At 66.8% G+C, this 25,865-nt stretch carries 19 protein-coding genes and 1 pseudogene; 7 read left to right on the top strand and 13 right to left on the bottom strand.

Going from position 1 to position 25,865, the window contains the following annotated elements:
* Window positions 1-13 precede the first annotated feature (13 nt).
* The 3 genes from ACFYOW_RS09425 to ACFYOW_RS09415 all read right to left on the bottom strand — a co-directional run bounded on the left by ACFYOW_RS09425 (window position 14) and on the right by ACFYOW_RS09415 (window position 3,180).
* Window positions 14-523, bottom strand: coding sequence for a DUF2771 domain-containing protein (locus tag ACFYOW_RS09425; protein ID WP_387286248.1), 510 nt, complete (start codon window positions 521-523; stop codon window positions 14-16).
* Between the two features lie 69 nt (window positions 524-592).
* Window positions 593-2,329 (bottom strand): MFS transporter, encoded by a 1,737-nt coding sequence (locus ACFYOW_RS09420; protein WP_387286246.1) that lies wholly within the window; start codon window positions 2,327-2,329, stop codon window positions 593-595.
* Window positions 2,330-2,406: 77 nt separating this feature from the next.
* Entirely contained in the window at window positions 2,407-3,180 is a 774-nt protein-coding gene (locus tag ACFYOW_RS09415) for a glutaminyl-peptide cyclotransferase (protein ID WP_387286244.1), read from the bottom strand.
* A 47-nt stretch (window positions 3,181-3,227) separates the two neighbouring features.
* Between ACFYOW_RS09415 and ACFYOW_RS09410 the strand changes: the two are divergent.
* Together ACFYOW_RS09410 and ACFYOW_RS09405 are read left to right on the top strand one after the other, a co-directional pair.
* Window positions 3,228-4,013 (top strand): annotated as a pseudogene (locus tag ACFYOW_RS09410) (DUF3027 domain-containing protein); the annotation flags it as partial.
* Between the two features lie 2,222 nt (window positions 4,014-6,235).
* On the top strand, window positions 6,236-9,703 hold the full coding sequence (locus tag ACFYOW_RS09405; RefSeq protein ID WP_387286242.1) for a sacsin N-terminal ATP-binding-like domain-containing protein: 3,468 nt from the start codon (window positions 6,236-6,238) through the stop codon (window positions 9,701-9,703).
* A gap of 27 nt (window positions 9,704-9,730) precedes the next feature.
* Here the strand turns inward: ACFYOW_RS09405 and ACFYOW_RS09400 are convergent, their stop codons facing one another.
* Window positions 9,731-10,345: a TetR/AcrR family transcriptional regulator gene (locus tag ACFYOW_RS09400; RefSeq protein ID WP_387286241.1), complete on the bottom strand. Its 615-nt coding sequence runs from the start codon at window positions 10,343-10,345 to the stop codon at window positions 9,731-9,733.
* A gap of 127 nt (window positions 10,346-10,472) precedes the next feature.
* Between ACFYOW_RS09400 and ACFYOW_RS09395 the strand changes: the two genes are divergently transcribed.
* The gene (locus ACFYOW_RS09395; RefSeq protein WP_387286239.1) at window positions 10,473-12,530 is read left to right on the top strand and encodes a neutral/alkaline ceramidase; all 2,058 of its coding nucleotides are present in this window, start codon (window positions 10,473-10,475) and stop codon (window positions 12,528-12,530) included.
* Between the two features lie 9 nt (window positions 12,531-12,539).
* Here the strand turns inward: ACFYOW_RS09395 and ACFYOW_RS09390 are convergent, their stop codons facing one another.
* Window positions 12,540-12,776, bottom strand: a complete 237-nt coding sequence (locus ACFYOW_RS09390; RefSeq protein ID WP_245721380.1) for a DUF2530 domain-containing protein — start codon at window positions 12,774-12,776, stop codon at window positions 12,540-12,542.
* Window positions 12,777-12,839: 63 nt separating this feature from the next.
* On the opposite strand from ACFYOW_RS09390, the gene ACFYOW_RS09385 reads away from it, so the two are divergent.
* Window positions 12,840-13,277 (top strand): MarR family winged helix-turn-helix transcriptional regulator, encoded by a 438-nt coding sequence (locus ACFYOW_RS09385; protein WP_063047673.1) that lies wholly within the window; start codon window positions 12,840-12,842, stop codon window positions 13,275-13,277.
* A 25-nt stretch (window positions 13,278-13,302) separates the two neighbouring features.
* Here ACFYOW_RS09385 and ACFYOW_RS09380 read toward each other — a convergent pair whose 3' ends face one another.
* A complete protein-coding gene (locus ACFYOW_RS09380; RefSeq protein ID WP_387286236.1) occupies window positions 13,303-13,731 on the bottom strand; it encodes a YccF domain-containing protein in 429 nt (142 codons plus the stop codon).
* Window positions 13,732-14,150: 419 nt separating this feature from the next.
* The gene (locus tag ACFYOW_RS09375; protein WP_387286234.1) at window positions 14,151-15,356 is read right to left on the bottom strand and encodes a GNAT family N-acetyltransferase; all 1,206 of its coding nucleotides are present in this window, start codon (window positions 15,354-15,356) and stop codon (window positions 14,151-14,153) included.
* A 178-nt stretch (window positions 15,357-15,534) separates the two neighbouring features.
* Here ACFYOW_RS09375 and ACFYOW_RS09370 point away from each other — a divergent pair, with 178 nt between their 5' ends.
* Both ACFYOW_RS09370 and ACFYOW_RS09365 read left to right on the top strand, forming a co-directional pair.
* Window positions 15,535-16,338 carry a TrmH family RNA methyltransferase gene (locus ACFYOW_RS09370; protein ID WP_387286232.1) on the top strand — a complete coding sequence of 268 codons (804 nt, stop codon included), beginning with the start codon at window positions 15,535-15,537 and terminating at the stop codon, window positions 16,336-16,338.
* Entirely contained in the window at window positions 16,335-16,646 is a 312-nt protein-coding gene (locus ACFYOW_RS09365) for a DUF2537 domain-containing protein (RefSeq protein ID WP_387286230.1), read from the top strand. Before ACFYOW_RS09370 ends, ACFYOW_RS09365 begins: the two co-directional genes overlap by 4 nt.
* 60 nt (window positions 16,647-16,706) lie before the next feature.
* Here the strand turns inward: ACFYOW_RS09365 and ACFYOW_RS09360 are convergent, their stop codons facing one another.
* From ACFYOW_RS09360 to serC, 3 genes are all read right to left on the bottom strand, one after another.
* Window positions 16,707-17,450: a DUF6928 family protein gene (locus tag ACFYOW_RS09360; RefSeq protein ID WP_387286229.1), complete on the bottom strand. Its 744-nt coding sequence runs from the start codon at window positions 17,448-17,450 to the stop codon at window positions 16,707-16,709.
* A 435-nt stretch (window positions 17,451-17,885) separates the two neighbouring features.
* Window positions 17,886-19,013, bottom strand: coding sequence for a septation protein SepH (gene sepH, locus ACFYOW_RS09355; protein ID WP_387286227.1), 1,128 nt, complete (start codon window positions 19,011-19,013; stop codon window positions 17,886-17,888).
* A gap of 200 nt (window positions 19,014-19,213) precedes the next feature.
* Window positions 19,214-20,338, bottom strand: a complete 1,125-nt coding sequence (gene serC / locus ACFYOW_RS09350) for a phosphoserine transaminase (protein WP_387286225.1) — start codon at window positions 20,336-20,338, stop codon at window positions 19,214-19,216.
* A 64-nt stretch (window positions 20,339-20,402) separates the two neighbouring features.
* On the opposite strand from serC, the gene ACFYOW_RS09345 reads away from it, so the two are divergent.
* Window positions 20,403-21,047: a hypothetical protein gene (locus ACFYOW_RS09345; RefSeq protein ID WP_387286223.1), complete on the top strand. Its 645-nt coding sequence runs from the start codon at window positions 20,403-20,405 to the stop codon at window positions 21,045-21,047.
* A 32-nt stretch (window positions 21,048-21,079) separates the two neighbouring features.
* Here the strand turns inward: ACFYOW_RS09345 and ACFYOW_RS09340 are convergent, their stop codons facing one another.
* From ACFYOW_RS09340 to ACFYOW_RS09330, 3 genes are all read right to left on the bottom strand, one after another.
* The gene (locus ACFYOW_RS09340; RefSeq protein WP_387286221.1) at window positions 21,080-21,670 is read right to left on the bottom strand and encodes an ATP/GTP-binding protein; all 591 of its coding nucleotides are present in this window, start codon (window positions 21,668-21,670) and stop codon (window positions 21,080-21,082) included.
* Window positions 21,667-24,387 (bottom strand): sensor histidine kinase, encoded by a 2,721-nt coding sequence (locus tag ACFYOW_RS09335; protein WP_387286219.1) that lies wholly within the window; start codon window positions 24,385-24,387, stop codon window positions 21,667-21,669. The genes ACFYOW_RS09340 and ACFYOW_RS09335 overlap by 4 nt, the downstream gene beginning before the upstream one ends.
* 285 nt (window positions 24,388-24,672) lie before the next feature.
* Window positions 24,673-25,548, bottom strand: coding sequence for a polysaccharide deacetylase family protein (locus tag ACFYOW_RS09330; protein WP_387286217.1), 876 nt, complete (start codon window positions 25,546-25,548; stop codon window positions 24,673-24,675).
* Between the last annotated feature and the right edge of the window lie 317 nt (window positions 25,549-25,865).

Below are 25,865 nucleotides of genomic sequence, written 5' to 3'. Positions count from 1 at the left end.
CTGCAAGCAGTCGCTACGACGAGGTGCTGATCGACCAGGCGGCGTGCGGCACGTAGAACTCGCGGCCGGTCTCGTCGCGCGCGAGGATCGGCAGCTGCAATTCGATACCGACGAGCCGCAATTCGGGCTCCGGCTTCGAATCGATGGTGACGGCGAGTGCGCCCTCGGGATAGTCGTTGCGGCTCACCACCCGGTCTACCTTCTCGCCGGTGGGCATGGCGTAGACCAGCTGCGCCAGCCAGGGCGCGTCGGCGATCTTCTTCGGCAGTGACAGCTGCAGCGGGTATCCGGCGGGAACGTCCAGGGTGACAGTCTCGCCGTACTTGCAGTTCTCCATTTTCACTGTGCAGTACAGGAATGGGGACACCGTGACGGTCTTGCCGTGTGCGTATGCGGTGACGGTCGGGTCGGGGTGGTCCGCGTTGCGGACGAACACCGTCAACACGCCGACGAAGGCGACGGTGAACACCAGTAGGGCCGCCACGCATAGCGCGACGACGGTGCGGGTACTGAGCTTGTTCACGACTGCGCCTCGCTGGCGCTCGGCTCCGTCGCGAGCAAAGCTGCTGTGTCTTTGGTTCGTTGGCTGCGTTCACTCACAGATCGGGTCTCCTGTGCCTCGTTGCATGTGCTTAGTGTCGCCACCGCGCTCCTTGCCGCGTTGTGCGGCTCGGTCGGCGTCGGCGTGTCGGGTTGTCGCGACCGCCTGCTCGGCATGTTCGGGGCGGTGGCCGCCGAGGCCGGGCAGCAGGGAGTGGCCGCGGTCGCTGATGAAGGTCTGCAGCAGCCCGAACAGCAGGACCGCGGAGATGAACGCGAAACCCTGCCAGTAGGTGGTCGGCATCAGCACGCCCGCTGCGCCGCCGAGAACCCAGCTGAGCTGCAGTACGGTCTCGGACCGGCCGAAGCCGGACGCGATCGATTCCGGCGGCAGATCGTCCTGGATGGAGGCGTCCAGCGATACCTTCGCCAGCGCGCTCGCACCCGCCGCGACCAGGGTGGCCAATGCGGCGCCGAGCAGATTGTCGAGGAAGACCGCGAGCAGGGCGACCGCGCAGCAGGCCGCGGTGCAGCCCAACACGATCAGTGACGGCTTGCCGAGTTTGATTCGGGCGCCGGTCGCATTGCCGGCGAAATTGCCGATCGCCGCGGCCACGCCGACCACGCCGAGCATGGCGGCCTGCTGCCAGCCGCCGTGTTCGGTCGCCTTGGCGACGAAGGCCACATAGAACGTCAGGAAGCCGGTCAAGATGCGAATGGCGCCATTGCCCCACAGTCCGGTCACGACGGCGCGGCCAAGCGGCTGCCTGCGCTTGCGCGGCGGAACGGTGGCTTCGGTTGCCGGACTGAACACTTCGGTTTTCGCGTGGTAGCTGAGGGTCGCCGGGACCTCACCCTCGGTGACCTCGACCCAACGGGGGATGCGCAGGCTGAGGAAAGTTCCCGCGATCGCGATCGCGGCAGCCAGCACCAGTGCGCCATTGGAACCGGCGATCGCGGCGGCGAGTGCGGCGACCGCGCCCGCGCCGATGGTGCCGCCGACCAGACCGAACACGGTGAGCCGAGAGTTGGTGCGCACCAAGTCGATTTCGGGTGGCAGCACACGCGGCGTCACCGCGCTCTTGAGCACCGAGAACGATTTACTGCCGATCATCATGCACAGGGCGAGCGGGTACAGCGCCCAGCTGTCGAAGGCGATGATCAGCACCACCGCGACCACCACGCGCAGGGCGAAGGAGGTGGCGAGTGCGAGGCGGCGGCCGCGCTGAAGTCGATCCAGCATCGGTCCGATGAGCGGGGCGATCACGGCGAACGGGGCGATCGTGATCAATAGGTACAGCGCGACTTTGGTTTTGCTCTCCGCGGTCGCGCTGGCGAAGAACAGTGTGTTGGCCAAAGCCACCGCGATCGCGGCGTCCAAGGCGAAGTTCGCCATGGTGGCGTAGGTCAGCGCGGTGAGACCGGATTTGTCGGCGCCGTCGGCCTTGGCGGCGCGCTGGAAGGTGGCGACGCCGCGGGAGGTGAGCTCACGGCCGCGCATGGCGGCGACCCGGGTGACGGTCAGCTTGCGCGGAACGCGCTGGGGCTCGGCCGGGATTGCGGGCTGCGGCGCGTCTTCTGGTTTCGCGGATCCGCCGGGCAGCGGCCTGGTCGGCGGAGGTTCGCGGCGTTGCGGCGGTTCGGGCGACAGGGGCGGTAGCGAGGACCGGCGAGGCGGGGTGTGGGGTGGCGGGTAGCGGTCGTAACCGGGGTGACGCTGGATCGGTGGGGACTCCTCGCCATCCCACGGACCGCGGTCGGAACCGGAGGGATCGCGGGGAGTAGTCACAACCTCAATTCTGTCGTACATCCGCGACTTGGGTTCAATTGCCGCTCCAAGCCGTCCGGAAAGGTGACTTGGCTCGCTCAGTCCGGTACGAATCGGACCTCGAAGATGGTCGGCCAGTATTTGCCTGTGATCAGGAAGCGGTCCGTGCCGGGCAGCTGCGCGATGCCGTTGAGCACATCGGTGTGCGCGCGCACGGTCGCGGGCAGCAGTCCGCTCGCGTCGATGACCGCGAGGACACGGCCGGTTTCGGGATCGATGTGCAGGATCTCGTCGGTGGGATAGGAATTGGCGTAGACGGAACCGTCGGCGGCGCAATCGAGTTCGTTGAGGTGGGCGCGGTTTCGGGTGGTGAGGGTTACCGTGCCGATCGCGGCGAACGTGAGCGGATCGCGGAAGGTGAGCGTGTCGGTGCCGTTGCTCATCACCAATTTGCCCGCGCGGGTGCACAGACCCCAGCCCTCGCCCTCGTAGGACGTCCTGGCGCGTTCGGCCAATGTCGCCGGATCCCGGGCGATCGCGACCCGGTCCTTCCAGGTGAGCTGCCAGAGGGTGGCATCGGCTTTGGTGACGCCCTCGCCGAAGTAGGGCGTGGGCAGTTCGACTCTGGTCAGTTCGTCGCCGGTAGTCAGATCGGTCGCGCGCACGCCCGACGCGCCCGGCATGCCGGTGGCTTCGTAGAGCACGGTGCCGTCGACCTCCAGACCCTCGGTAAACGCCCGTGGATCGTGCGGACGGGTGCCGACCACCTCGATATGCAGTCGCGGCAGATCGTCGTCGGAGCCGCCGCACCCGGTGATTCCGAGCAGGCTGACCAGGACAACGACGGCCAACGAACGCCGATTGCGCTCCATACGGCAAAATGTAGGCCGTGAGCGCAGTATCTGTTTCGCAGTCCGGCGTGCGGCCGATCCTTGCCGATGCCGTCGACGTTGCCCGCCGTGCGCTCCTGGAGCTGGAGCCGACCGGCGTCGGTGCGCATATCGGTGTCACCGCCGAGGGCGAGGCCGCGGCAACCCATCGGTTCGAGGCCACCCTGCCCGGTTATCGTGGCTGGCAGTGGGCGGTCGTGGTGGCCGCCCCGCCGGACGCGCAGTACGCGACGGTGAGCGAATCGGCGCTGCTGCCCGGTCCGGACGCACTGGTCGCACCCGATTTCGTCCCGTGGGAGCAGCGCGTCCGCCCCGGCGATCTGGCGCCCGGCGACCTGCTCGCCCCGCCTGCTGATGATCCCCGGCTGGTGCCCGGCTACGTCGCGAGCGGCGATCCGGCCGTCGACGAGGTTGCGCTGGAAATCGGCCTGGGCCGCACCAAGGTGCTCAGCCGCGAGGGCCGCGAAGAAGCCGCCGAACGCTGGTACTCCGAATACGGCCCTGAAACCGATATGGCCAAGGCCGCCCCATCCACCTGCGGCCGCTGTGGCTTCTACCTCCCCCTCGCCGGCGCCCTCCGCGCCGCCTTCGGCGTCTGCGGCAATGCCATGGGCGCCGACGGCCACGTAGTCCACGCCGAATACGGCTGTGGCGCGCACTCCGACGTAGAAGTCCCGACCGGCGGCGGATCGCCGCTGTACGAGGCGTACGACGACGCGGCTTTCGACGTGGTCCCGGTCGAGGCGTTACGCAAGCCCGCGCCCGAAGCCGCACCGGATGCGGTGACCACCGCGGGTGAGTCTTCCACCGCGGCGGGCATCAGCGATGCTGCGATCGCGGCCGAACCGACCACGGTCGAGCCGAGCGATCGTGGCGCATCCGATACCGCGGCCCAGCCGAGCGAGGCAGGGGCCGGCGATGTTGCGACCAGCTCGGTGGAGTCGGCTGCCATCTCGTCGGATGATGTCACGGCTGAGCCGAATGCGTCGGTTGCGCACGATGTCTCGGTGCCTGGCGCGGACAGTCAGGCCAATGTCGAGGCCGCCGAAGATCTGACAGGTGATGCCGCTGAGCCGACTTCGGTCGAGCCCGGCGGTGCTACGTCGAGTGATGTCAGGGCTGAGTTGCCCAGCGCGGTGGAGCCGAATGCTCTCCCGTCGGATGATGTTGCGGCCGAGCCGAATGCTGCGGTCGATTTCTCCGCGGGTGGTGTGGACAGCGAGCCCAGTACCGAGGCTGCTGAAGGTCTGATGGGCGATGTCGTCGAGTCGACCGTCGAGCCAGGCATTGGTGCGTCGAGTGATGTTGCGGCCGAGTCGCCAAGCGCTGTCGAGTCGGACGCTGTGTACCTGCCGGGCGAGGCTGCGGCAGAGTCGAGCACATCGGGTGAGCCCAATGCCGTCGCCCAGAGTGTGGCCGACATGTCCAGCGCCGCAGCCACATTCAGCCCTGCCGCTGATGTGGTCGCTGAGCCGAGCGCGGTGGTCGAGCCTGCTGGCGCGTCCGATGCGGACCGCGAGTCGATCGGCGCAGTGACGCCCGGCGCGGATGCGGCGGAAGGCCGGGTTGGATCGACGACGGGTGCATCCATCAGTCGCGAGACCGAGCCGAACAGTGCGACTGCCGAGAGCGTGGCGGGCCCTGAGTCCACGGCTACCGCGGGCTCAGCGAGCTTCCCCACGTCGGGAGATCCGAGCGCCGAAACTGCTGCGTCGCAGTGGGAGTCGAGCTCCGAGCTTGCGCCTGGTGCAACCACCGGGGGTGACGAGGTAGCTCCCGAGGCAGTGGCGAGTGGCGCAGCAGGCGACACCGCCGCAGTTGCGTCGAGCACCGGAGTGGCCGCGGCGCCGGAGTCGAGTGTCGGTGCGGCCGGAGCAGTTGTTGTCGAGCCAGGCGCCGAAGCTGCTGTGTCGCACCCGGAATCGGGCGTTGAGATCGCTTCTGGTGCGACCGCCGGCAGCGGCGAGGCGATTCCTGCCGAGGCGCCGGCGGGCGACACTGCCGCAGTCGAGTCGAGTGCTGAAGTGAGCGTGTCGCAGCCGGAGTCGGGGGTCGGCGCAGCGGCCGGTGCCGTCGTGGTCGAGCCGGGTCCTGAAGCTGCTGCGCCGCAGCCGGAATCGGATCCTGGTTTCGTGACCGGGGCTACCGAGGTCGGTGATGCTGCCGGTGCGGCGATTCACGGGGCGTCGGCCATCGGTGCGGAAGGTGGCGTCGCTGCGGGCGAGCCGAGCGTCGACGAGGCCGTGTCCGAAGCTTCGGGTGCCGCTCTGGCATCCGACGTCGACCGCGTGGCTGAGCCGGTCGTCGATGCGGCGGCCGAAGCTGGGGCCGCAGTGATCGAACCGGGCATTGAAGGTGCTGTGCCGCAGCCGGAATCGGGTGCAGGGGCGGCCGGTGCGGCGGCAGACTTCGTAGGCGAAGCTGAGGTTCCAGATGACGAAGCTTCCTCCGTTCGAGGCGAGGCGGCCGACGCACACGGCGTGAGTGCCGACGCTGACCGTGGCGCTGTCGATGCCGACGCTGGTGCAGCGGGCGCTGACAACGAGGTGGCCAGCGCAGACAGTGCGAGTGCGGACGTCGATGGTGGCGTTGTCCACGCTGTCGGTGAGACTGCGGGTGCTGGTGGCGCGTCTGTCGACTCTGTCGATAGGGATGCGGACGTCGACGGCGGCGCTGCTCACGCTCGCAGCGCGACCACGGGCGTTGATGACGAGGACGCCGATGTTGGCAGTACGAGTGCGGACATCGGCGGTGGCGTTGCGCACACTGGCAGCGAGACTGCCGGTGCTGAGCGTGAGGGCACCGGCGCTGACAGTGCGACTGCGGACTCTGATAGCGGGGCTACCGGAACCGATGGCGAGGCCTCTGCTGTTCGTGGCGAGGCGGCCGATGCCGACGGTGCTGTAGCGGACGCTGACGGTGGGCACACAGATGCTGACGGCGGGGTCGCCGGTGCCGGTGACCAAGCCGCTGACAGTGCGGGTGGGAGTGGGCCCGGGGCTGCGGCTCGGCCGGAGTTCGGGTCATCGCTGCAGGGGTGAGCGCGGTATCGGCGGCGGATCCGTTCGGGACGTCGGGGCTGCGGGTGGGGGTTCTTGCGGCTTGGCGTGATTCGCCTACTCGGTTGCGGGAGGATGCGGCGACCGAGGCGGATCTGGTGCGGGCGGGGTACCGGGATCGGCTGCTGACCGAATTGGCGCAGAATGCCGCGGATGCGGCGGTCAAGGCCGGTGTCGCGGGCCGAGTGGTGGTGCGTCTCGTCGACGGCGCCGTGCACATTTCGAATACCGGTGCACCGCTGGATCTTTCGGGCGTGCACGCGCTGACCGCGCTGCGTGCTTCCGGCAAGGCGGATCCGGCCGCGAGCGTCGGCCGCTTCGGTGTCGGGTTCACCGCCGTACGCACGGTAAGCGAAGAGATCGAGGTCCGATCGACCACCGGCTCCATACGGTTCTCCCACGATCTCACCTGGAAAGCCCTGCGCGACAACGCGATCACCGTCCCCGCCCCGGTCGAAACCTTCACCCCACCCGTCCTCCGCCTGGCCTGGCCGACCGACGCCACTCCGCCACCCGACGCAGAGACCGAGATCGTCCTGCGCCTGTACCCCGGCATCGACCCCCAATCCCTACTCGATGCAATGCGCGCCGAAGCCGTCGACCTCCTCCTGGAACTGCCCGCCCTACAGAGCATCCGAATCGGCGACGACGAGATCACCAGCACGGTCACCGATCTGCCCACTGAAGGTCCGCACCAGCGCGAGCACGAAGATCCCCACCCCGCACACGGCAGCGAGGCTTTCGGCGGCGGCGCTTCGCATCCGCACAGTCGACAAGGCGTGCCAGACGGCAGCGGTGACACCCTCGCGAACCCAACTCGCGGCCATATCGACCCGAGCAGTGGCTATGCGGCTCCCAGTCGCGGGCATGTGGACTTCAGCGGCGGTAATGCGGACCCGATCCGCGGCCATGCGGATCCGACTCTCGGGCATGTGGATCCTGCGCGCGGGGGCGCCGACCCGGGTGACGGCGACACGGACCCAGGCGGCGGCGACACGGACCCAGGCGGCGGCCACACGAACCCAAGTGACGGCCACACGGACCCGGGCGGCAGCCACGCGGACCTGAGTGACGGCGACGCGAACCCGGGTGACGGCCACGCGAACCCGACTGACGGGCACGCGGACCTAATCGGGCCGCACGACACCCACGACGCCGAATTCGGCGGCACCGATGTAGATCTGAGCACCGGCCGGTCCACAGGGCTCGGGCTCAGGGAGTTGCGCATCGATGGCCCTGGATCGCAGCGGCGGGTTTGGTGGGAGTACCGGACTGCCCGGGCGCGTTGGTTGCTGCCGCTGCGGGATGGCAGGCCGGTGTCCGCTGCGCATGATGTGCTGCGCGCACCCACGCGATCCGACGAGGAGCTGTCGCTACCAGCTCTTCTGATAGCCGACATACCGATGCAGCCGGACCGCCGCCGCGTCCTCCCTGGTGCTCGCCTTGCCGAATTCGCTCAGGGTTATGCCGATTTCGCCCGCGCACTCCCGCCGCGCGATCGACTCGTCCTGGTTCCCACCCCGGGCTTCGCGCGCAGCGAGGTCGACGGCATTCTGCGCGAGGCCCTGATCCGCGAACTGCAGACTCACCCCTGGCTCCCGGTCGTCACGACCCGCTCGGAAGCCTCCGGCGAAACCGCCGTACTGTCGGCCTCGGCCGGTGCGCGATCAACCGTTGCGGGCCAAGCCTTTTCGGTGCATACGGCCGCTGAGAGCGATGTCGAGCACAGTGGTCCGCCCGGCACTGACGACTGGACCGCCGCAGACCTTCCCGGCGACGCGCGCTTGTCCGCGCCCCGGACAAGACATGCAGTGCCCACGCGAGCGAGCGTATTCACCGGCCTGAGTCGGGAATTGGCCGACCTGCTCGATGACATCGTCGGACCACTGGTAATACCCGAGTTGTCAGGGCGTGCACATAGCGAGGCCTTGGGTGTGCTGGATGTGCACAGACTGGGACTTGCCCGGCTGGCGGAACTTTCGGCCGGGCTCGAGCGATCCCCGAAGTGGTGGCATTCGCTGTACGCGGCGTTGGAGCCGTACGTTGTCGATCCGTTGGCCGCTGAAGAACTCGGCGCGCTCGCGGTACCGCTGGCGGACGGCCGACTGGTAACCGGCCCGCGCACAGCAGTTTTGGATGACCAGTTAGATTTCGCCATACCGGTGCACTGGGCGCGTCTGGTGCACCCCGAGGCAGTGCATCCACTCCTCGCGCGACTCGGCGCACGTTCGGCCACCGCCGAGGATCTGTTGAGCGATCCCGGATTACGCGCGGAACTGGAGGACCAGCCGGGCGATCCCGACACCACCGATGCCGTGCTGCGCCTAGCCGCACATGCGGATCCGTCGGAACTCCCGTCTTGGCTCGGCCTCCTCGAATTACCCGACACTACCGGGGAATTGCTCCCCGCCGACGAATTGCTGCTCCCCGACGCCCCGCTGAGCACATTGCTGGTGCCCGATTCGCCGTTCGGCACTGTCGCAACGGATCTGGTTGACCGCTACGGCGCCGAGGCGCTGCGTGCGGTGGGCGTCGGCTGGGATTTCAGCATTGTCGTCGAAACCGACCCCACCGGCCCTGATCACCATCTGGACGACGAGGAGCGGTGGTGGTCGGACCTGCCCGAGGATCCGCCGGAACTGGCCGCCGTCCGCGACCTGGACCTCGTCGAAGAGTCCTGCTGGCCAGAGGCGTTGCGGCAGTTGGCATCCACTCCGCGCACCCGCGAACTGCTCACCGATCCCGACGGCTACACGGCTTGGTGGTTGCGCAGACATGCGCGCATAGACGGAACCCCTCTCGGTCTGCTCCGTCACCCCGCCGACGCCGAATTCGCCGGCCTACTCCCCGAATTCGAACTTTCCGGCCTGGACTCTGATGCCTTACGTGCAGTCCTGGCGAACCCGAATGCCATCACCCAAGAACTGGCCGACGCACTACTGGATGCCCTCGCCGACCCGTCGAAAACCCCTACACCCGATGTGGTTTCCCGAACGCACGCCCGCCTCGCCGCCGCCGTGGATCACCTCGACCTGACCGAACTCGAGCTCCCCGAGCGCGTGCGCGCCCTGTCTTCGGCAGTCGTCGACCCCAACGATGCCTGGGTCCTCGACCAGCCGTGGTTCGGCCTCGCCGTTGCCGCGGATCACCTGGTAGTAGGCGATACCGCCACGGCACCGGCCCTCGCGACCTTGCTCGATCTCCCCATGGTCTCCGATGTGATCACCGCCGAGGTGATGAGCCAGGGCCGCCACACCACCTGGTCCGCCGAACCACTGGGAATCGTTCTCCGCCAACTGTTCATCCTGCCCGATGAGCAAGGCGACCTGGTGCTCCACGGCGATCTCCAGATCCGCCTGCGCGGTGCCATGGAAGCCACCGTCTCTGTCCCCTGGTGGCGCGACGGCACTACCACCCACATCCGAACCCCGCACCACCCCGCCTGACTGCAGCTACATAGCTACCCAGCCGAATTACACCGCGTAGTTCGCAACCATCTCGCTGAGCAGATCCAGTTGCCCGCGCACACTTTCGCTGTCGTTGTCGACCAACCAGCGCAGCACGACACCGTCGATCACATTCAAGGTGAAGCGGCTCAGCGTCGGCACCGGCACGGACCACCGGCAACCGGTGGCATCGCGGGCATGGTCGAGGATGTCGGCGACCGTGGTGTCGTTGAATGCGTACTGTTCGCGCGCTATCGCGAGTTTCGCGGGAGTCGATTCCCCTTCGCGTAGCGCATATGTCGTGGTTTCGTATGTGAGCAGTTGTCGTTCCGGTGTTGCTTCAATGTTGAGCCACATCAGTTCGAGTCCGGCGCGCACCAATTTTTGAAGCGCTTCTTTTCCACTTCCGACGTCTTGCCAAACTGTTTCGTTGGCGTCGACGGAATCGCGTAATTCCATCGACAACGCCTTGACCAGCTCGGTCATCAGCGCGTCCTTGTTTTCGAAACAGTAATGCACCACACCGAGCGAAACACCAGCTGCCTGAGCGACATCGCGCGTGGTCACGCCCGCGACGCCCTTTTTCTCGGCAAGGCCGATGGCTGCCTCGATAAGGTGGGCCCGTCGTTCTTCGACGCTCAATCGGGAGGACACCCAAGGGAGTTAAGTCCGCAACTCCGCCACAGTCAATTCGCAGGGCCGAAAATCTCGACTGGACGATTGTCCAGTTGTGTGGTTCGCTTCAGCACGGGATCGAAGGGAGACGCGTATGCCGGTGTCACGCAGAACGGTGCTGGCCCGAACCGCGGCGGGGTCCGCCGCGCTCGCGACTGCGGCCACGGTGTCAGGTGTGACTTCGGCGCTCGGCGCACCGGCCGCCGCGGCTCCCGAATCGGCCGGCTACCTCATCGGACTCGGACTTTCCGATATCACCGGCCCGGCCGCCGAATGCGGAATGATGGGCTATTCACAGTTCGAGCAGCAGACGGCGGGCATCCATCTGCGCCCGCGCGCTCGCGCATTCATCATCGATAGTGGTGCGCGTCGAATCGTGTTCGCAGTAGCGGAGAACGGCATGATTTTCCAGTCCGTGCATCGCGGCGTCATGCTCGAACTCGCCCGCCGCTTCGGTGATCTGTACACCGAACAGAACGTCGCGCTCACCTCGACGCATTCACATGCGACCTGTGGCGGCTCCAGCAACGATTACGCGTACAACCTGTCGATTCTGGGTTTTCAACAGCAGGTATACGACGCCGAGGTGAACGGCATTGTGGAGGCGATCGCCGCCGCCCACGCCGATCTCGGGCCGGGCACGCTTTCGCTGGGTCGCGCCGAACTGCACGACGCGAGCGTCAACCGATCACGAGTTGCCTTCGAACGCAATCCGGATGTGGATAAACAGCACTTCCCGAATGCCATCGACCCTGCGGTCACCGCACTGTCATTCGTCAAGGGCGGCAAACAAGTCGGCGCAATCACCTGGTTCGCCACGCACAACACGTCGATGACCAACCAGAACCGACTGATCAGCGCGGATAACAAGGGTTACGCCTCGTTCTCGTATGAACACACCGAGCACGGCGTTCGCTATCTCGACGGCCCGGCCGATTTCGTCGCCGCGTTCGCGCAGACCAACGCGGGGGATATGTCCCCGAATCTCGATCTGCAGCCCGGCTCGGGACCGACCGAGAACGAGTTCGACAACACCCGCATTATCGGCGAGCGTCAGTACCGCGCGTCGAAAACCGCATTGTCGGGCGCACAGTTCATCAGCGGTACGGTCGATTCGATGCTCTGTTATATCGACCTGGCCGATACCGCCGTCGACGGCAGATTCACACCCGACGGCCAACCGCGCCACACCGCGCCCGCCGCCGCAGGCGTCTCGCTCATCGCGGGCAGCGTCGAGGATGGTCCAGGCCTGCCCGGCATTCCGATCCCCGAGGGTGTGCGCAATCCGTTCATCGATGCGCTCGGCGATCCGCGCCAGCCCGCACCGTCTTGGCTGGCAGATGCGCAGGCGCCCAAGGCGATCATCGTGCCGCTCGGGCTGTTGCCGCCGGTGCCGTGGGTGCCGAATGTGGTGCCCATCCAGATTGTTCGGATCGGTGAGCTCTACTTGGCCTGCGGCGGTGCGGAATTCACCATTGTCGCCGGACTGCGCATCCGCCGCGCTGTTGCCGCCGCGCTCGGCGTTCCGCTGGAGCAGGTGCTGATGCAGGGCTACGCGAACGCGTACCACGAATACGTCACCACTCCCGAGGAATACGACTCCCAGCAGTACGAGGGCGGCTCAACCCTCTTCGGCCGGTACACATTGCCCGCCTATCAGCAGGAGTTCACCCGTCTGGCAACGGCTTTCGCCGCCCGGCAGCAGGTCTCGCGCGGACCTGCGCCGCGCGACATATCCAATATGCAGCCGAACTTCCAACCCGCACCCGGCCCGGACACCACACCGTCGGGTCGTGGATTCGGCGATGTCCTGACCCAGCCCGCCGCCTCGTACGCGTCCGGTACCCAGGCCGCCGCCGAATTCGTCTCCGCCCACCCGAAACACAACCCCCGTCGCAACGGCACCTTCCTGGAAGTGCAATGCCGCAATGCATCCGGCGACTGGGTCCGCGTCGCCAACGAGGGCGAATGGGCCGTCCGCTTCTACTGGAGCAAGCGTGGACCGGCCGCATCCGTAGCTCGCTTCACCTGGGACATCCCGACGGACGCCACCCCCGGCACCTACCGCATGCAACACTTCGCCGACAGTCTTAGCCCCGACGGCACCCTGCACCCCTTCACCGGTATCACCAACGAGTTCGAAGTGAGCTGAGGCCGGCGGTCAAAGTCCGGTTTGCGCGCCTTTGTCGCCGCGGCGGGCGCCCCGGCGCTGGATCGCGAAGATCGTGTAGCCGAGCAGGCCGACGGCCATGCCCATCAGACACACCGGGCGGGCGGATTCCCAGCGGTCGCTGGTCCACACGACGACGGTGGCGATCAGCCAGAGGGCGCTGCCGACCGCGAGGACCGGCCGTGGATCGGTGAAGCGCGGCGGGATCTGCGGGACATTCTGGGGCACAGTCACAGCGTAGCTGCGGGAAGAGGCGGTCACCGGCCAGCGTGTCCCGTATCGTTCTGCTCTGTGACAACGCCATCGGATGTTCGAGCTCTCGCCGGCGAGCTGTCGCTCGCGGTGGTGCGCTTGACGCGACATCTGCGGGGGCGGCGCGCCGACGCGCAGATTTCGCTGACGCAGCTCTCCGCACTCGCCACCCTGCATCGAGAAGGGGCGATGACGCCGGGCGCGTTGGCCGCCAAGGAGCGCGTACAGCCGCCTTCGATGACGCGTGTGATCGCCTCGCTCTCCGATCTGGGACTGGTGGAGCGCAAGCCGCATCCGACCGATGGCCGCCAGATCATCGTGTCGCTCTCGGATGCGGGTCGCGCACTGATCGCCGACGAAACCAGTGCCCGCGAGGCCTGGATGACCGAACAGCTCTCCACCCTCACCGACGAACAACTGGTCGTGCTGACGCGCGCCGTCGGCATCATGAAGCAACTCGTCGACGACTCGGAGTAACCGAACCCATCCTGGACCCTGGTTGCTAGCGAGGTACGTAACCACCGCGGGTGTATTGGGCGCCGAATGGCTGGTCGCTGTCCACGATTTCGCGGCCGAGGGGGAACAGCGAGATCGGGATCAGCTTGAGGTTCGCCCAGCCGAAGGGGATGCCGATGATCGAGATGAACAGGGGGATGCTGGTGAGCAGGTGGCCGAGCGCCAGCCACCAACCGGCGACGATGAACCAGATGATGTTGCCGATCATCGAACCGACACCCGCGGAAGGTTTTTCGACCGTGGTGCGTCCGAACGGCCAGAGCACATAGGTCGCGATCCGGAACGAAGCGATACCCCAGGGGATCGTGATGATCAGAACGCAGCAGATGATGCCCGCGACAATGTAGCCGAGCGCCATCCAGAACCCCACGATTACGAGCCACAGGATATTGAGCACCAGCTGAATCGGCTTCATGAATCCAGCATGCCAGCCCACCTCGCCTCCGGACATCACTCCGGAGTACGAGGTCGGCTCAGGGATATCCCCGATCAGCGAAACCAGCGACCTGACCGGCCGCCTCGGCGCAGAACGGCGGTCATCAGCGGATTCGGCCGCTCAGAATTGCTCAGTTCGGCAAACGCAGGCCTCGAGGCAGCCAGGCTCTCAGAAAATCCCCGAAACTGCGGCTGGTCGGCTCACCCATTCAACTCGCCTGGAGAACCCGGCGTGCGGCAGGAACGACCCAGCTACGCAAGAGCAGACCAACTGGCGGGACCAGCCCAATTCGGCTGAACCGGGCTGGCCCGCAGAGACGACCCAGCTCTGCGGGAGCGGACCGGCCGGCCGGCCAACCCGATCCGGGGGCCGAGCTGACCCAGCAGCGACAGCCCAGCTCAGAAGAACCAGCCGAGCACTGCGTCTCGTTCCGCCCCGAATGCCTCGTCGAGGGCGTGTAGCTGCACGGCGTCCTTGGCTTGCAGGCGGTTGGCGGCTGCGAAGACGCGGGCCGGGTAGGCGCCCAGGTACATGGAGGCCAGGACGTCGATGCCGAGTTCGAAGTCGGGTGGACGGGTGGTGGGTGTGCATTCGGCGATGCCGTCGCGCACCGTGAGCGCGAAGGTGCCGCCTGCATTGCGGAACGGATCCTGTACTGCGAGAACGATATCGAGATCGTGGAGGTATGAGCGAGCGGTCAGGGCGGCGGGAACATCCATGAGACGCAACCACAGTGTGTCGTAGCGCGCCTTCGTGCGCACGAGCCGGAGATCGGTGAGCAGATACGGGAGCGGATCGTTGTCGGTGATCGACGCCTCGACGTGGCTGCACAGCTCCAATCCGAATAGCGCCCGCCACAGCGCGATATCGGCTTCCGGGGTCACCGCGCGCATGTCCTCGACCACCGCGACCATCCCGTGTTCGCGGCGGTGATAGCGGTACAGCGCATACCCGTCCGGGTGCAGGAATGCGAAAAGGTCGGTGCCGCCGTTGCGGAACGCCGGCGGATCGTCGAGCTCCATTCGCCAGCGCGCCTCAGGACGCGCCTGCGCACCAGGCACCAGCCGCCGCCACCGGTCGTAGATCGCGCGCATCGGCGCGCCCGCGTCGGCCAGGGTGCTGAGCACCACGCCGCCCGGATCGGGTGTGGACGGCAGGAACTCGACGAAGCGCCGATCGATCGAGACCGCGTTCTCCCGAATCGACGGCCCGTACCCGAACCGACCGTAGATGGCGCCCTGACTCGCGGTGAAGATGGTCAATGCGAGCCCGTCCGCCTCGGTGCGTCGATGCTGCTCGGTGTAGATGGCCCGCAGAATCCCGCGCCGTCGGTGCGTCGGCGAGACTCCGACCCCGGCGATTCCGCAGGCCTCGACGGTGCGTTCGCCGGGCACCGTCAGCGTCATCCGCGTCGACCTGGCATGTCCGACGACGCGACCGTCATCGATGGCGAGGATCGCCTCCTCAGTCGGCCAGAGTTGCGCCCGCAATTGCGCATGCGCCGGATCGCCGCGCATCCCGAACGAGGTGTCGCCGAGCAACTGAATGGCCGCCACGTCATCCTCGGTGGCCGACCGAATGGTGATGCCGGGTATCAGCGTCATCCCTCGACGATCGCATGCTCCCCGACCCGCCCGCACCCGAATTACCGCCCTCTCGGAGTTCCCACAGAAGCTCCGAATACTTCGCATACCGACTTGCCGTGCGACTCGCCGACGGCGGAGCGCAAAGGTCTGCGGCACCGGTGTTCGTGGAGCTGTCGGCAAACGGCAGGATGTAGCGGTGGCTGATGTGATCGATATCGACGATCCCGCTGATCCGCGGGTCGATGACTTTCGCGATCTGAAGTCGGCGGATCGGCGGCCGGATCTGCCGGGCCGCAAGGGGTTGGTGATCGCGGAGGGGGTGGTGGTCGTCCAGCGGATGTTGGATTCGCGGTTTCGGCCGAGTGCGCTGCTCGGGGTGGAGAAGCGGCACGTGGAACTCGCCCAGGATCTGGCGCGAATCGATGTGCCATATTACCAGGCGAGTGCCGAGGTGATGGCAGAGGTGGTCGGGTTCCATCTCAATCGCGGAGTGCTCGCGGTGGCGCGCAGGCCCGCGGAGTTGACCGTGGACGACGTCATCGAGCGGGCACGGACGGTCGCGGTGTTGGAGGGTGTGAACGATCACGAGAATCTCGGCTCGATGTTCCGCAATGCCGCCGGACTGGGCGTCGAGGCGATTCTGTTCGGCGATCGGTGCGCCGATCCGCTGTATCGGCGTGCGGTGCGGGTGTCGATGGGGCATGTGCTGCGCGTGCCGTTCGCGCAACTACCGAAGTGGCCGGAGGGGCTGGATGTGTTGCGGAGCAACGGATTCCAGATCATCGCGCTCACCCCGAACCCGGCTGCGGTGAATTTGGCGACGGCGATGACGGGGGAGCGGGTGGCGCTGCTGCTCGGCGCGGAGGGACCCGGATTGACCGAGGAAGCCATGCGGGCCACCGATATTCGAGCCCGCATCCCGATGTCATCCGGCACCGATTCCCTCAATGTGGCGACCGCGGCCGCCATGGCGTTCTATGAACGGGTGAGGACGTCGTGAGTTACTTCCCGAACGGGGCGTACCGGCCATACCAGCCGTACCAGGATCCGACCCCGTGGGCCGCCGGGCTCACCGTCGCGACCATGGTCGCACTGCTGACGGCCGTCGCGGTGTACGCATTCGGCTCGGCCTTGGCGGAGGTCCATCCGCTGCTCGCGATCCTGGTCAACCTGGTGGCGGTCGGCGGCGCCGCACCCACCGCCTGGCGCTGGCGCCTGGCACCGGTGACCCGGTGGGTCATCGGTGGCGGCACCGCCGGTGTGTTGCTCGGCTGGCTGGTCCTGATCATCGGCGGCTTGTCGGGTTAGCAGACCTCGTCAGACCCGCTCACGACTCGGCCTCGCCGGCGCTGGGCTCCTGATGTTCGCTCACGAGACGCGGTCCTTGCCGCGCAGCCAGTCGAGCAGACCTCGTCTCGGTTTCGTGTCGCCGTTGTGCTGCTCCAGTCGGATCAGGTCGGCGGGGTCGGGGGCCTGGCCCTTCGGGTAGAGGGTGAATCCGCAGACCGCGATATCGCCTGGCACCAGTGCGCCTTGGGGGGCTGGGGCGCGGTAGTGGAAGCCGAGCCATTCGTTATTGGCGGCGTCGGCGAAATCGGGTGGGTCGAAGGGGAGGGTCTGCGGGTCGGGCAGTTCCCCGGCCTGCCACCGCACTGGATGATCACCGGCCCAATACGAACGCTCCCACACCAGCGGGAGGCCCTCGTCCTCCAGGATGTTCACCCGCGTCGAGCTGAACGAGCGCCGGAATTCGCCACGCTCCCAGTGCGCGAACGCGCCCCAGCCGTGATGCGCGTCGAACGAGATCAGATAGGTGTGCTCCGAGGCGAGCGGGCGAACCAGCAACTCCGCCAACGCCGTCGGATGCGCACGCGCGGCCTGTGCCGAGCACACCACCGTGACCCCGGGATAGCAGCCGATGTACACCTCGTCGGCATCCGGTCCGGCGCAACCACCCAGCGTGCCGACCATGATCGGCCTGACATCACGGTCCGTGTGCAGCTGTTTCGCCAGCGCGAGCGCGGCGTCGGGGTCCGGATCGTGGTTCGCGCGGAGTACCGCCAACGGATCCTGTGCGTCGACGTACCAGAGAGACGAAGCCTTGGACAGCATTTCCGGCACCTCCCGATGGTTGCACCAAACAGCTCCGCAAACTTTTAGCAACCCACGGCGTCCTCTAGCAACTCCCGCTACCGTGAACCGCCCGACGTCGACTTATCAAGTCGACGACACACCGAAAATCTACCCGCACTGCCGCGCCAACGTCGGCCCTTCCGCATTCGAACACGCCAGCAGCCCTCAGAAATTCGCAGCAAACAGCGCTGAGAATCAAGATCAGGTGGAAACTATGGCGGCATCGCCCGAGAAGTCCCCGCCGCCATGTCCACCTGATCTTGATCGGAGTTGGAAGCGCGCCCACAACTGGGGCGAAAGTCAGGCTGTGTCCAAAGCGCGTCCGGAGCCACGACTGCCCGGCACGAGAGAGAAATCCATCGCTCTCCGTAGCCCCGATGCCTGCGCCCCGAAACCCTTACGCAGGAACGAAACTCAGTGCCCCGAGCTACGCACCCCGAGCAACACATCCTCCCAGGACGGCATCGGCGCCTTCCCCCGCTTGTTCCGAGCTGCCTTTGCGGGCGCCTTCTTCGCCGCTTCCTCGGAAGCAGCGGGCTTGGGGGCAGGCTTCGAGGCCTTGGCCGGGGCAGCAGTGGGCGCAGCCGGGGCGGTGCCCGCACCAGCCGGGGCATCACCGGCGGCCGGGGCCGTATTCGTCCCGGCGGTGACCGAAGCGGAACCGCTCGCGGCCGGAATGGCATTCGTGCTCGCGGCGGCCGGAATCGCGGCTGCCGCACCACCCGCGCTGACCGGCGTACTGCTACCGCCGGCCGCGACGGAACGCTGCTCGTAGTACTCGTCCAAAGTCGGCTGGGTCCGGGCCGCCGGACGCGCCGGTGCCGCCGCGGCCTCGCGCGCCGGACGCGCCTCGGCCGGACGAGGTTCCACCGGCCGGGTCTCTACCGGCGGTTCGGGCGCCGCCGGCGCCTCGATCTCCGCCTGCGGCGGCAGGATGGTGGCGAGTCCGCGGAGGGCACGGCCGAAGTCGGGATCGATCAGATCCGAGGCCGGATCGTCGAGCGGGGAAACCGAGCCGCCGTGCGCGTCGGGCTGGTAGCGCCAATGCGCGGCGATCTCGGAACGGCCGTTCTGCCACTGCAATTGCGCGACCCAGAAGCCCTTTTCGTCCTTCCAGGCATCCCACTCGGCATTCTCGAGTGTGTGCCCGCGCTCGGTGAACGCGGCGGTGACGATATCGATGAGGATTTCCACGGCCGGACCGTCGGCGCGCACCGGATGCGCCTTCTGCGCGAGTTCGGCGGCGCGGGCCCGCTCCAGCAGCACCGGATAGGCGAACCGCTCCACGCGACTCAGCGGCATACCGGATTCTTCGGTGACCTGTTCAACGGATGCCCCGGCACGGATACGAGCTTGAATATCGCGGGGACGCATAGTTGCTTCCATCTCGATCTCAATCTGGCCGAATCGGGCAAGGTCTCCGCGTGCTGCGGCTCGAAGCTTGTCGTCGGCGGGCAGCCGGTACTTGGTGCCGGTCTCGGTGTCGATGCACACGATGTGCGTGGAGTCGGGCGTCACCCCGATCACTCGAAGTTCACGCACCGTTACCTCCTTATCGCGTCGGCTCGCGACACCGCCCACTTTCCGAAACAGTAGTGCACTACTGATGATCTCGAGGCAAGACACGCGGGGCGGAAATCTGCGAAAGACCCTCCGCGCCCCGCTAATCTGCTCTATTCAACTCGCTGCGCTACAAGATGCGGCGTGTCGAAAGTGGGCGTGTCGCAATGACCGTGCTCGATTTACCCCAGCTTTTCGACAACCCAGTCGATGCTACGCGTCAGCTGCGAAACATCCTCGGGGTCGATGGCGGGGAACATGCCGACGCGCAGCTGGTTGCGGCCGAGCTTGCGGTAGGGCTCGGTGTCCACGATTCCGTTGGCGCGCAGCACCTTGGCGACGGCGGCCGCATCGACCGAGTCGGCGAAGTCGATGGTGCCGACGACCTGTGAGCGGTGCGCCGGATCCGCGACGTACGGGGTGGCGAAGGAGCTCGACTCGGCCCAGGAGTACAGCCGCGACGACGAATCCAACGTCCGCTTGACCGCCCAGTCCAGCCCGCCGTTGCCGTTGATCCACTCGATCTGGTCGGCGAACAGCAGCAGGGTGCCGAGTGCGGGGGTGTTGTAGGTCTGATCCTTGGTGCTGTTGTCGATCGCGATCGGCAGCGAAAGGAATTCCGGGGTCCAGCGACCCGAAGCCTTGATCTCCTCGACCCGGGCCAGCGCGGCCGGGCTCATCAGGGCGACCCACAGGCCGCCGTCGGAGGCGAAGCACTTCTGCGGTGCGAAGTAGTAGACATCGGCATCGGCGATGTTGACCGGCAGACCGCCTGCGCCGGAGGTGGCGTCGATGGCGATCAGCGCGTTCTCCGAACCCGCCGGACGCTGCACCGGGATCGAAACACCGGTGGAGGTTTCGTTGTGCGCCCAGCCGATGAGGTCGGCCGACGGGTCCGAAACCGGCTCGGGCGCACTGCCCGGCTCCGCCGAGACCACGATCGGATCGCCGATGAACGGGTTGCCCTTGGCCACCGCGGCGAACTTCGAGCTGAACTCACCGTTGGTCAGGTGCAGCGAGCGCTCGCGGATCAGACCGAATGCGGCGGCATCCCAGAACGCCGTGGTGCCACCGTTGCCCAGCACCACCTCGTAGCCGTCGGGCAGCGCGAAGAGCTCACGCAGGCCGCTGCGCACGCGTGCGACCACATCCTTGACCGGCTTCTGCCGGTGACTGGTTCCGAACACCGAGGCGCCGACGGATACCAGAGACTGCAACTGCTCCGGGCGCACCTTGGAGGGGCCACAGCCGAACCGTCCGTCGGCGGGCTTGAGATCGTCGGGAATGATCGGGAACTCAGCGGTCATGGCCATCAGGGTAGACGGTGGTTATGCTGTGACTCTGACCACACTCCGGCTAACGTTATCGCCCATGAACCTTGCGTCGGCTAGCACGGGGTGGCGAGAGCGCAGCAGGGGGCCGCGGAACTTCGGATTGCGCACGGGCGCGCTATCGGATGCGCAGCGGCGCGAGTTGCTCATGCACGGCGCGATCGGATCGGCGACGATCCTCGGTGTGCGGCCGCGGCGCAGTGAACCCGGACACGTTTTCTGGATTCGAGTGCAGGCGGAAGGCGCGCTGCCCTACGAAACCCGGGTGCGGCAGCGGATGCGCGAGGACGACCTGGAGTGGATGCAACCCGGTGATGTGGTCGGCTGCCGGGTCGATCCGGGCGATCGCGACCGACTGGTGCTCTACGTGCCCGATATCGCCGAGACCGGCCGGGCGAGCATTTCGAAGATCCTCTCCGACGGCCGCCGCGCCGATGCCACTGTGCTTGCCGCCGCGCCGGTCGCCGCCGACTACGCCGGTCGCGACGACCCGGTGCTGCGCTTGGACCTCGAACTGCGCGCTTGGGACGAGGCGAAACCGTGGCGCGTGCGCCTGATCCAACCGGTACCGCTGGGCGCGATCGGCCTCGTCGATCTGGGCCAACATCTGGAGGTCGCCTTCTTCACCGTGGACCGCGGCGAATCCGTCGCGGTCGACTGGCTTGCCTCCCTCGATGAGGATTAGGGCGGCGGCTCGGTATTCGAGCCGCCGTTTCGCTAACTCTTGGCTTTCACCCGCGCCAGCGCATGTCCGGTCAGTGCGATGAGCGCGGTCTTGGCCGATTCCCGGTCCCTGGCGTCGATCATCATCACCGGAACATCGGCGGATAGCGAGAGGGCATCGCGGATGGCTTCCTCGGGAAACTTGGGGGCGCCTTCGAATTCGTTGACCGCGACCAGGAACGGTAGTCCGAGTTCTTCGAAATAGTCGACCGCAGCGAAACTTTCGTCCACTCGACGGGTGTCGACCAGCAGGATCGCGCCGATCGCGCCGAGGCTGAGGTCGTCCCACATGAACCAGAACCGGTGCTGCCCGGGCGTGCCGAACAGGTACAGCACAAGATCGTCGGACAGGGTGATCCGACCGAAATCCATGGCGACCGTGGTGGTCGTCTTGTCCGGGACCCCCGAGGTGTCGTCGACTTCGGAGCTCAGATCGGTCATCAGCGCTTCGGTTTTCAGCGGAACGATATCCGAAACCGCGCCGACCAGCGTAGTTTTGCCGACCCCCATCTCGCCGGCTATCACGATTTTCGCCGAGACCGCGCGGGACGCGGTCTCGGGTGGTGCTTGTTCAGGTGCGGTCATCGAACATCCTCGGCTGCAAGGGGTTTCAACTTACCAGTGGCTCTTCCGTCACGTACCCCCCGCTGATACCGGTTCAATCCTGTGCGGATCGTTTCCGGGTCGCGGCGCGTGCTCGCCGCAGATTCCGTTGCCGCCGACCCCGATTCGGCCCCACCCGGCACCAACTGATTCCCTGGATCTCGTTTCGGTAGCCCGGACGTTGTCCTTTCCGTGATTGTCGGATCCGCTGCCCGCTCTGCCGCAGACCAGCCTTCATCCGCCGCCGAATGCCAATTCGTCAAAACCGGTAGCTCCCCCGTAGTCGGATCCGCCAACCACGCCGACATCATGCCTGCGAAGATCGGCGTTGCCGCTTCCCCTTCGGTGGGCTGCGTCGATCCATTCGAAGCAGACCCGTTCGAAGCGGATTCGGCGGTCTCCGCCGAATCCCCCTCTTCGGATTGGAAGAACGAGGTCGTCTTCGCCACCCGCTCCTGCGGCCCGGTCGGGGGACCCGAATCGGCCACGCTAGCGGACCGCGGTGCCGCGCCGGCCGCCGCGGTGGTGCTCGACGGCTTCGCAGCAGCCCCACCCGCTTTGCGCCGACCCTTGCGGTTGACTCCCGGAACCCGTTTCGGCAGACCATAACTGGTGATCACCGGCGGTGCCGCGGGCGCATCCGCCGCAGGTTCGGCCGGCTTGGGTGCGGCCGACGGCGGCGCACCGATCCGACGTGCCGGCGGTTCGGCCTTGGCAACAGGTGTGACCGCCTTGGCCGCTGGTTCGGCAACACCCGCGCCCGCCTCGGCGGTCGCCTTGGTGCCGAGCGTGTCCCGATGCACCGGAATCACCGGCTTGAGCGTCGACGGATCCTCCGCATCCTGCGACGGCACCTCGATCAGCGCGGGCGGAATGTGCAGGCTCGCGGTGATTCCTGGGCTGAGCGCGCGGTCGTGGGTCCGGCGCAGTCGAACCGTGATGCCGTGCCGCTCGGCGAGTTTGCCGACCACGAACATGCCCATCTGCCGGGTCGTCGCGACGGTGACCACGGTCGGCGTCGCCAACCGCTCGTTGATCTCGTTCAGTTCGCTCGCCGTGATGCCGATGCCCTCGTCGATGACCTCGATGAGCAGCCCGCCCTCGGAGGTCCGGCTGTAGGCGAAGGTGACATCGCTGTCGGGCGGTGAGGCACGCAGCGCGTTCTCCAGCATCTCCGCGATCAGATGCACCACATCGGTGGCCGCGATGCCCGCGACCCAACCGTCCGGTGTGGCACCGGATTTGACCCGCTGATAGTCCTCGACCTCGGAGACCGCGGCGCGCAGGATATCGCGCACCTCGACCGGTCCGGACCGATCGTGGCGCGACCGCGTTCCGGCCAGCACCAGCAGATTCGCGCTGTTGCGCCGCATGCGCGCGGCCAGGTGGTCGAGCCGGAAGAGCTGGCCGAGCCGATCGGGATCCTTCTCCTCGAATTCGAGCGCCTCGATCATGCTGAGCTGGCGATCCACCAGCGTCTGGCTGCGCCGCGCCATGGTCTCGAACATGTCGTTGACCTGATCGCGCAGCAGTTGCTGCTGTGCGGCGAGTTTGAGTGCCTGGGTGTGCAAACCGTCGACGGTGCGGGCGATTTCGCCGATCTCCTCACCGGTATGCACCGGCACCGGTTTCACCTCGATGTCCTCGAGCTGGGCGCCGCGCATGATCCGTTCGACCTCGCTCGGGAGTTCGATCTCGGCGAGTTCGCTGGCACCCGCGCGCAGCCTGCGTAGCGGCTGTAGCAGCGAGTGGGCGACCCACAGCGCGAGTGCGAGCGCCGCGATCACGGTCCCGAGCACCACCAGGGAGGCCTGCACGGCCGCGGATCGGGCCTCGGCGACCTTGTCGTCGACATCGCGGATGACGCCTTGCACGATCTCGCGCGTCAATCCGGTGAAGACATCGCGGGATTCGAGGGCCAGCCGCCGCAACTCGACCAGGTCGACGACGTGCGTGCGCATCGCGACCTCGATCATGTCCTTGAGCACGGCGGTATTGGGACTCACCACCTGATCGAGTTGTGGCTTGGCCGCAGGCAACACCCGTTCGATCGCATCGGCCGCGGCCAGGATGCGTCCCTGCGCAATATGGAAATTCTCGGCCTGGGTCGGCTGTTGGATCGCCGTCATGGCCGCCATCAGCCAGTTGAAGCCCTCGACCTTGCCGACGAGCACATCGGAGAGCTGCGCCTTCGCGGCCACGACCGAGCCGACGCCGATCGGGGTGAGCAATTTGTCCACGGTGCCGACGGCATCGACGACGATCGCGTTGTTGAGCTCGATGGCCTTCATCGGATCGCTGCCACCCTTACCGCCCGAGCGGATGACCTCGCTGGTCGCGGTCATCTGCTTCAGCGCCCTGGCGACCGTCGCGTCGATGCCTTTGCGTTTCGCGCGCAACGTGGCATCGGTAATAGCCGTTGACAATTCGACCAGGTCCTGGTCGGTGGTGGTGCCGTAGACCTGCCCGCCGGCGACGGTCGAGGCCGCCGATTCGAGTGCGGTGATCGCCGGAATATCGGAGATGCGATCGGCCGCACTGTCGTATTCGGAGTAATCGCGGAAGAAGACCGTCAGGCGCAGACCGCCGAGCAGAATGGCCGCGGCCAGCGGAAGCGCAACGGCCGCGCCGACTTTCCAGCGGACTCGCCATTGCTCGAGATTCCGCCATCGAGTGTGCGCGAAGATTCCCTGCGCCACCCTACATACCGCCTTCCGCTCGGATCGGGCCGATCCGGTCATCTCGCGCTGGCGAAATGCCCGGTGCACGGCCGCAATCCGTCTCACCTTTGTATTTTCGAGCGACCGGCAGGCGGTCGGCTGACATCGGGACACCGGTCAGCACCGGTACCATACTGGCTTGCCGCCGGGGGTTGCGCGTTATTGGCGCGATCCTGGGGGCGTGCACTCCATACCGTAATAATTGCACCCCGCGGCTCACCGGCGCGATAGCGTGCCGAGCCCGACTACGGGCGGCAACGGTGCTCAGAGATGGACAAAGGTGAACCCTGCCGATCGCAGCGCGGGCAGCGCCGCCGTCATGCCTGCGGCCGTTCCGGAATTCGGCCGGTGCATATGCGCCAGGGAGATCGCACCGGGTGCGGCGGCTTTCATCGCATTCTGCACCTGCGCCGCGCTCGCGGTGGCGCCGTAGTCGGCATTGATGCTGAAACCGACCGGCCGCTCACCTAATTCGTTGACGATCGCGACCGCGACGTCGTCATAGTGCGCGGTACCCGCGCGGAAGAACCGCGGCGGTTTGCCGAGCAGGGTGGTGAGCCGTTCGTGATTGGCCCAGACTTCGTCGGCGGCCTCCTGCGGCGAGCCGGTGCCCGGGATTTCGTAGGCGGCCCGGCCGGTCACCGAGAGCGGCTTGTGTGCCACACCGTGATTGGCCAGCTCGAACAGCGGATTGGCGGCCAATTGCGCGGCGCGACCGGGATTCGCGTCGATCCAGCGTTTATTGAGGAAGAGCGTGGCCGGAATCTGCTGGGAGATGAGCAGATTCAGCAATGTCTCATCGATATCGTTATTTCCGGGCCCGCCGCACGCGTCGAAGGTGACCACCATCTGCTTGCCGGTCGCCGCGAAAGTGCTTGTGATGCCGTCCATCTCCATGCCCCACCGCGTCGGCTGCGCACCCGCGTGCCGGGCGGCCACCGCCGCGGGGGAGTTGGCCGCGGGCACTTGCTGCGACGGGGATCTCGGAATGGCCTGCACGTCAACGGCGTTCGCGGCGGTGGTCGTTCTCGATTGCGCGGTGGTCGTTCTGCCATTGTCGGTACTGCAACCAGCGACGAAAGCCGCGGCCGCGGCACCGAATCCGATCAGCCGCCGCCGCGACACGTTCCTATCCAGCATTCCCCGTTAACTCTCTCTCACAGCGTTCCCCGAGATGCTACGCGGAATGTCGGCAGCGAGATTGCTCGCTCACCCAACCCCGACGGAGCGAGTCTTACGGGCGATCCGTTCGCGGCCTGTCTCGCGTTGGAGTGGTCGAAGCGTATGCGCCGTAGGCACAAGGACTCGACTGTCCGGTGTGTTTGCGTCATGTGCTGAACGATCCGCCATATGCGACTACCACGGAGCGAGTCTTACGGGCGATCCGTTCGCGGCCTGTCTCGCGTTGGAGTGGTCGAAGCGTATGCGCCGTAGGCACAAGGACTCGACTGTCCGGT

The sequence above is a fragment of the Nocardia sp. NPDC006982 genome (assembly GCF_042869435.1).
Lineage (GTDB): Bacteria > Actinomycetota > Actinomycetes > Mycobacteriales > Mycobacteriaceae > Nocardia.
Note: the sequence above shows the minus strand (reverse complement) of the source record. Positions and strands in the feature narration are given on the sequence as shown.

Bases quoted from the DNA above. Each gene is read 5' to 3' on its own strand.
- ACFYOW_RS09415 (WP_387286244.1), bottom strand. From the start codon at position 3,180: ATGGAGCGCAATCGGCGTTCGTTGGCCGTCGTTGTCCTGGTCAGCCTG.
- ACFYOW_RS09395 (WP_387286239.1), top strand. From the start codon at position 10,473: ATGCCGGTGTCACGCAGAACGGTGCTGGCCCGAACCGCGGCGGGGTCC.
- ACFYOW_RS09340 (WP_387286221.1), bottom strand. From the start codon at position 21,670: ATGACCGCACCTGAACAAGCACCACCCGAGACCGCGTCCCGCGCGGTC.
- serC (WP_387286225.1), bottom strand. From the start codon at position 20,338: ATGACCGCTGAGTTCCCGATCATTCCCGACGATCTCAAGCCCGCCGAC.
- ACFYOW_RS09345 (WP_387286223.1), top strand. From the start codon at position 20,403: ATGAACCTTGCGTCGGCTAGCACGGGGTGGCGAGAGCGCAGCAGGGGG.
- ACFYOW_RS09380 (WP_387286236.1), bottom strand. From the start codon at position 13,731: ATGAAGCCGATTCAGCTGGTGCTCAATATCCTGTGGCTCGTAATCGTG.
- ACFYOW_RS09360 (WP_387286229.1), bottom strand. From the start codon at position 17,450: ATGCTGTCCAAGGCTTCGTCTCTCTGGTACGTCGACGCACAGGATCCG.
- ACFYOW_RS09375 (WP_387286234.1), bottom strand. From the start codon at position 15,356: ATGACGCTGATACCCGGCATCACCATTCGGTCGGCCACCGAGGATGAC.
- ACFYOW_RS09330 (WP_387286217.1), bottom strand. From the start codon at position 25,548: ATGCTGGATAGGAACGTGTCGCGGCGGCGGCTGATCGGATTCGGTGCC.